The organism is Kaistella sp. (genome assembly GCF_049588135.1).
Lineage (GTDB): Bacteria > Bacteroidota > Bacteroidia > Flavobacteriales > Weeksellaceae > Kaistella.
In genome coordinates, this window is the sequence record NZ_JBAVFG010000013.1 from 1 (window position 1) to 6,967 (window position 6,967).

The window sequence follows — 6,967 nt, forward strand, 5'->3', positions numbered from 1 at the left end:
CACCAGAATCATTAAACTTTTAGAAGACAACGGATATATCTACAAAGAAAAAACGAGCAACGATAAAAGAGAAGTCATCATTAAACTTACAGATAAAGGACTGAATAGTAGGAACTTATCTAAAGAAGTGGTTTTGAATTTCAACAAAAAAGTGGTTGAAAAAATTCCTTTAGAAAAAATGGAAATATTTAAAGAAGTGATGACCGATATTTTGAAAATCGCCAATGACTTAAATAATAAAAAATAAAAAATATGAAACGTAGAATTAAACACGTTACGGTTCTCGGTTCAGGAATTATGGGTTCGGGCATTGCCGCACATTTCGCCAACATTGGTGTAGAAGTGCTTTTGTTGGATATTGTCCCATTTGAACTGACCGAAAGTGAACAGAAAAAAGGTTTGACGAAAGAAGACAAAGCCGTTCGAAACAGAATTGCTACGGAAAACTTTGTGAAATTGACAAAATCGAGTCCAGCACTTTTGTATTCTCCGAAATTTGCGGATAGAATTAAAGTGGGAAACTTCGATGATGATTTACCGAAAATCAAGAAAACAGATTGGATTATTGAGGTTGTGGTTGAAAGACTCGACATTAAAAAATCGGTTTACGAAAAAATCGAACAGTTCAGAAAACCCGGAACTTTAGTATCTTCCAACACTTCTGGAATCCCGATTCACTTCCTGATAGAAGGCAGAAGCGACGATTTTAAAAAATATTTTGCAGGAACACATTTCTTTAATCCGGTAAGATATTTGCCGCTTTTAGAAATTATTCCAACGCCAGAAACAGCACCAGAAATTATAGATTTCTACATGAGTTACGGAGCAAAATTCTTAGGAAAAACTACGGTTTTAGCCAAAGATACTCCTGCTTTTATCGCCAACAGAATTGGTGTTTTCTCGATGATGAATTTGCTTCACGAAGTGAAAAATTTAGGTTTAAACGTTACTGATATTGATAAATTAACAGGTCCAGTTATTGGTCGACCGAAATCTGCGACGTTCAGAACTGCTGATGTTGTTGGTTTGGATACTTTGGTGATGGTTGCAAACGGTGTTCGCCAAAGCGGTGCCGAAGCCAACAATTTCAATGATGTTTTTGCACTTCCAGGTTATATCCAGAAAATGGTTGATAATAAATGGTTGGGTTCAAAAACCGAGCAAGGTTTCTATAAGAAAGTAAAAAATGCAGAAGGAAAATCTGAAATTCAAGGGTTGAATTTGGATACGATGGAATACGAACTTCAAGGAAAATCATCGTTCCCTACTTTAGAATTAACCAAAAATATCGACAAACCGATTGATAGATTTAAAGTTTTAATCGGCGGAAAAGACAAAGCAGGCGAATTGTACAGAAAATCTTTAGGTGCTTTGTTCGCTTATGTTTCGCATAAAGTTCCTGAAATTTCTGATGAAGTTTACAAAATCGACGATGCGATGAGAGCCGGTTTCGGTTGGGAAAATGGACCGTTTGAAATTTGGGATGCAGTTGGTGTTCAAAAAGGTATTGAATTAGCTAAAGAAGCCGGTTACGAAGTTTCGGATTGGGTGAAAACCGTAGAATCTTTCTATAAAGTAAATGATGAAGGTCAAAGTATTTTCTTTGATAAAAATTCTGGAAACTACACTAATATTCCAGGGCAAGAATCATTCATTATTCTTGATAATATCAGAAAAAATAAAACCCTCTGGAGCAATTCAGGTTCAGCAATTCTGGATTTAGGCGACGGAATTATCAATTTCGAAATCCGTTCAAAAATGAATTCTTTGGGCGGCGAAGTTTTAGACGGATTAAATCGTGCAATCGATTTAGCAGAAAAGGATTACGACGGTTTGGTTGTAGGAAATCAAGGAGCAAATTTCTCTGTTGGAGCGAATTTAGCGATGATTTTGATGATGGCAATCGAGCAAGATTGGGACGATTTGAATATGGCAATCGCTTATTTTCAAAAAACCATGATGAGAGTTCGTTATTCCTCAATTCCTGTCGTTGTTGCTCCACACGGAATGACTTTAGGCGGCGGTTGCGAAATGACAATGCATGCTGATAAAGTGGTTGCAGCAGCGGAAACTTACATCGGTTTGGTGGAAACTGGAGTCGGCGTAATTCCCGGCGGTGGCGGAACGAAAGAATTTGCCATCAGAACTTCGAGAGAATTTCATAATGATGATGTGAAAAACAACCGTCTTCGCGATGCTTTCATGAATATCGCAATGGGTAAAGTGGCAACTTCTGCTTACGAAGCTTATGATATGGGAATTTTAGAAAATCACAAAGATATTGTGGTCGTAAACAAAAACACTCAAATTCTCGAAGCCAAAAAAGTGGCTAAACTAATGGCAGAACAAGGTTACACGCAACCTATTGAGCAAAAAGTGAAAGTTTTGGGTAAAGATGCACTCGGAATGTTCTACGTTGGAACCGACCAAATGTTGACCGGAAAATACATTTCTGCACACGACAAATTGATTGCTGATAAACTCGCAAACGTTTTGGTAGGAGGAAATCTTTCCGAACCAACCGTGGTTACAGAACAGTATTTATTGAACCTCGAAAGAGAAACTTTCCTTCAACTTTGTGGAGAAAGGAAAACTTTGGAGAGAATTCAATATATGTTGCAAAACGGAAAACCGCTAAGAAACTAAAGAAAGCTCCGTAGGAGCGCCCTGTTAATAGAATAGTTTACAAATTTTGTTTAGCCTCGTAGAGGCGACCTGATAATTGAATGTTTTACCAATTTTAATGTATGACCTGTTAATTTTATGGCAAATACCTATACCAAAATTTATATTCAAATTGTTTTCGCTGTTAAAAGAAGGCAAAATCTGATTTCAAAAGAAAACAGGGAAGATTACATAAATTTATTACAGGGATTATTTCGAACAGAAATCAAAAATCATTTGCTGTTTTTGCAATGCCCGACCACGTTCATATTCTTGTAAGTATGAGTCCTACTATGTTAATTTCAGATTTGGTTAGGGATATCAAAGCAGGTTCTTCAAAATTCATTAATGAAAAGAAATGGACGAATGAAAAATTTAATTGGCAGGAAGGATATGGTGCATTTTCTTATTCTAAAAGCAGTGTAGATTCGGTTGTGAAATATATTTTAAACCAAGAGGAACATCATAAAAACAAAACATTTAAAAACGAATATTTGGATTTTTTAGAGAAATTTGAAATTGAATATGATTCTAAATATTTGTTTGATTGGATTGAATAAAATTAACAGGTCGCTCCTACGGAGCTCCGCAAGAAACAAACTAAATTGCTATTAACAGTTTGCCTCTACGAGGCGAAAACTTTTAAACTAATTTTTAATTAATAAAAAAATGTCAAAACAAGCATACATAATCAAAGGATTCAGAACGGCCGTTGGTAAAGCGCCAAAAGGAAGTTTAAGATTTACAAGACCGGATGTCATGGCGGCAACCGTTATCGAAAAATTGATGGCAGCAGTTCCGCAATTAGACAAAAACAGAATCGACGACCTTATCGTTGGAAATGCAATGCCTGAAGCCGAACAAGGGCTGAATGTGGCACGTTTAATTTCTTTGATGGGATTACAAACCGACAAAGTTCCTGGAGTTACCGTGAATAGATATTGTGCCTCCGGATCTGAGGCGATTGCGATTGCATCTGCGAAAATTCAGGCAGGAATGGCAGATTGCATTATCGCAGGTGGTACAGAATCAATGAGCTATATTCCGATGGGTGGTTACAAACCCGTTCCGGAAACCGATATGGCAAAAGTAAATCCCGATTATTATTGGGGAATGGGTTATACGGCAGAAGAAGTGGCGAAACAATTCAATATTTCTCGTGAAGAGCAAGATCAGTTCGCTTTTGAATCTCATATGAAAGCTTTAAAAGCCAATGAAACAGGTCGATTTAAAGATCAAATCGTTCCCATTCCGGTAGAATATAATTTCTTGGATGAAAACCAAAAAATGCAAACTAAGAAATTCGATTTCTCTGTAGATGAAGGTCCAAGAAAAGACACGAGTTTGGCTGGTTTGGCAAAACTTCGTCCAGTTTTTGCAAACGGCGGAAGCGTAACTGCTGGAAATTCTTCACAAATGAGTGACGGTGCTGCTTTCGTAATCGTGATGAGTGAAGAAATGGTTAAGGAATTAGGTTTAGAACCAGAAGCAAGATTAGTCGCTTATGCTGCTGCAGCTTTAGAACCGAGAATCATGGGAATGGGGCCTTTATATGCGATTCCAAAAGCGTTGAAACAAGCAGGTTTAGAATTAAAAGACATCGACCTCATTGAATTGAATGAAGCTTTTGCCTCTCAATCCGTCGCTTTGAAAAAAGAATTGAACCTCAATCCTGAAATCTTAAATGTAAACGGCGGCGCAATCGCACTCGGACATCCATTGGGTTGCACTGGAACAAAACTCACCGTTCAAATTCTCGACGAAATGCGAAAACGCGGAAACATGAAATACGGAATGGTTTCGATGTGCGTGGGAACGGGGCAAGGAGCGGCAAGTATATTTGAACTTCTTTAAATAGACGAATAGAATAAAGAGAAAAGAGCAAAGATTTACAAAATGAAACATAATTTTAAATATTTAAATATTTGGAAGTTATCAATCAATTTGGCGGTTGATGTTTACGAAGAGACTGAAAACTTTCCAAAATCTGAAGGATTTGGTTTGAAATCTCAATTAAGAAGATGTGCGGTTTCCGTTCGTTCAAATATTGCAGAAGGTTCAAGTAGAACTTCAAATAAAGACTTAAACCGCTTTTTAGAATACAGTCAAGGTTCTCTTTATGAAATGCAAACTCAAATAATTATTTCTACAAAAAGAAAATTCATCCTCGAAGAAAGTTCAGAAAACATTGAAAATCAAATTACAGAATTACAAAAAATGGTTTCTGGTTTTCAAAAAACTCTACTGTAAAAAATTAAAAAAAACATTGAATGAAGAGATTAAACAATATTAATTACAACCAAATGAAGTCTTTACCCCTTTTCTCTTTATTCTCAAAATCTAAAATTAAAAACAAATGAACAATACCTTAAAAGGCGGCGAATTCTTAATTAAAGAAATTCCTGCAAATGAAATTTTCAGTCTTGAAGAATTGAGTGAAGAACAGAAAATGCTTCGCGATTCTGCAAAAGAATTTATTGATCGAGAAATCGTTCCCAACCATGATCGTTTCGAGAAAAAAGATTATGCGTTAACCGAAGAATCAATGCGTAAATTGGGCGAAATGGGACTTTTGGGAATTGCCGTTCCCGAAGAATATGGCGGTTTAGGGATGGGATTCGTTTCCACAATGTTGGCTTGCGATTACGTTTCTGGCGGAAATGGTTCATTGGCAACCGCTTACGGCGCACATACCGGAATCGGAACTTTACCAACCTTGCTTTACGGAACAGAAGAATTAAAAAATAAATACCTTCCCGATTTAGCAACAGGAACAAAATTCGGGGCGTATTGCTTAACCGAACCAGACGCCGGATCCGATGCCAACAGCGGAAAAACAAAAGCAAAATTATCCGAAGACGGAAAACATTACATCATCAACGGACAGAAAATGTGGATTTCTAATGCAGGTTTTGCAGATACTTTCACGCTTTTTGCGAAAATTGATGACGACAAAAACATCACTGGATTTGTAATTAATCGTTCGGAATTGGAAGATCCAAATTCATTGACATTAGGCGAAGAAGAGCATAAATTGGGCATTCGCTCCTCCTCTACCCGTCAGGTTTTCTTTAATGATATGAAAGTTCCGGTAGAAAATATGTTAGGCGAAAGAAACAATGGTTTCAAAATCGCTTTGAATGCTTTGAATGTTGGCAGAATTAAATTAGCCGCAGCAAACCTTGATGGACAAAGAAGAATCTTGAATCACTCCATTCAATACTCCAATGAAAGAAAACAGTTTGGGGTTTCTATTTCCACTTTTGGAGCCATCAGAAAAAAGATTGCAGAAATGGCAACGGGCGTTTTCGTGAGTGAATCGGGATCTTATCGTTTGGCGAAAAATGTAGAAGATAAAATTGAAGAATTAGTTTCTGGCGGATTAAACCATCAACAAGCTGAATTAAAAGGAGTTGAAGAATTTGCAGTAGAAGCATCAATTTTAAAGGTTTTCGTTTCAGATTTAACGCAAAACACCGCTGATGAGGGAATTCAAATCTACGGCGGAATGGGCTTCTCCGAAGATACTCCAATGGAATCTGCATGGCGAGATGCAAGAATCGGAAGAATCTACGAAGGCACCAACGAAATCAACCGATTATTAGCCGTAGGAATGTTGATAAAACGCGCAATGAAAGGCGAACTCGATTTAATGAGTCCAGCAATGGCGGTAGGAAAAGAGTTGATGGGAATTCCATCTTTTGAAACTCCAGACTATTCCGAATTTATGTCGGAAGAAAAAGCAATCATTGCTAATTTGAAGAAAGTATTTTTGATGGTTGCGGGAGCTGCACTTCAAAAATTCATGATGGATATTGAGAAACAGCAACATTTATTATTAAATGCATCTGAAATTCTGAACCAAATTTACATGGCAGAATCAGCAATTTTAAGAGCTGAAAAACATTTCAGCGCAGATTCTGTGGAAGCGGCAATGGCGCAACTCAATCTTTATAAAGCGGTTGAAAAAATCATCACCGCCGCAAAAGAAGGAATTATTTCCTTTGTAGAAGGCGACGAACAACGCATGATGCTTTCCGGTTTACGCAGATTTACCAAATACACTAATATGCCAAATGTGGTTGCGCTTACCGAAAAAATTGCGGCGCATTTCATTGAGAAAGGTTCGTATTAATGTCATTGCGAGGAACGAAGCAATCCATTCTTTAAAACATGAAACGTCTCGGGAAACTGGGGCGTTTTTTTGAGGTTAATTGAAGGGAACTAAGAGCCTGTTTAAATTTTATTCAATAAAAATTTTATGGTGGATAATTTGACCATATTTTCAGAGGTTTCCATTATG

General features: G+C 37.1%; 5 protein-coding genes and 1 pseudogene. All 6 read left to right on the top strand.

Going from position 1 to position 6,967, the window contains the following annotated elements; genetic code table 11:
- Nucleotides 1-247 (top strand): MarR family winged helix-turn-helix transcriptional regulator (locus WBY99_RS00895; RefSeq protein ID WP_423974465.1); only part of this gene is annotated, 247 nt, incomplete at its 5' end.
- Between the two features lie 5 nt (nt 248-252).
- Complete coding sequence (locus tag WBY99_RS00900) at nt 253-2,646, top strand: 3-hydroxyacyl-CoA dehydrogenase/enoyl-CoA hydratase family protein (protein WP_423974466.1); 2,394 nt, start codon at nt 253-255, stop codon at nt 2,644-2,646.
- A 117-nt stretch (nt 2,647-2,763) separates the two neighbouring features.
- Nucleotides 2,764-3,224: pseudogene (gene tnpA, locus WBY99_RS00905) on the top strand (IS200/IS605 family transposase).
- Nucleotides 3,225-3,333: 109 nt separating this feature from the next.
- Complete coding sequence (locus WBY99_RS00910; protein WP_423974467.1) at nt 3,334-4,518, top strand: acetyl-CoA C-acyltransferase; 1,185 nt, start codon at nt 3,334-3,336, stop codon at nt 4,516-4,518.
- A gap of 42 nt (nt 4,519-4,560) precedes the next feature.
- A complete protein-coding gene (locus WBY99_RS00915; RefSeq protein WP_423974468.1) occupies nt 4,561-4,914 on the top strand; it encodes a four helix bundle protein in 354 nt (117 codons plus the stop codon).
- A 106-nt stretch (nt 4,915-5,020) separates the two neighbouring features.
- Nucleotides 5,021-6,799 (top strand): acyl-CoA dehydrogenase family protein, encoded by a 1,779-nt coding sequence (locus WBY99_RS00920; protein WP_423974469.1) that lies wholly within the window; start codon nt 5,021-5,023, stop codon nt 6,797-6,799.
- Nucleotides 6,800-6,967: the final 168 nt, after the last annotated feature.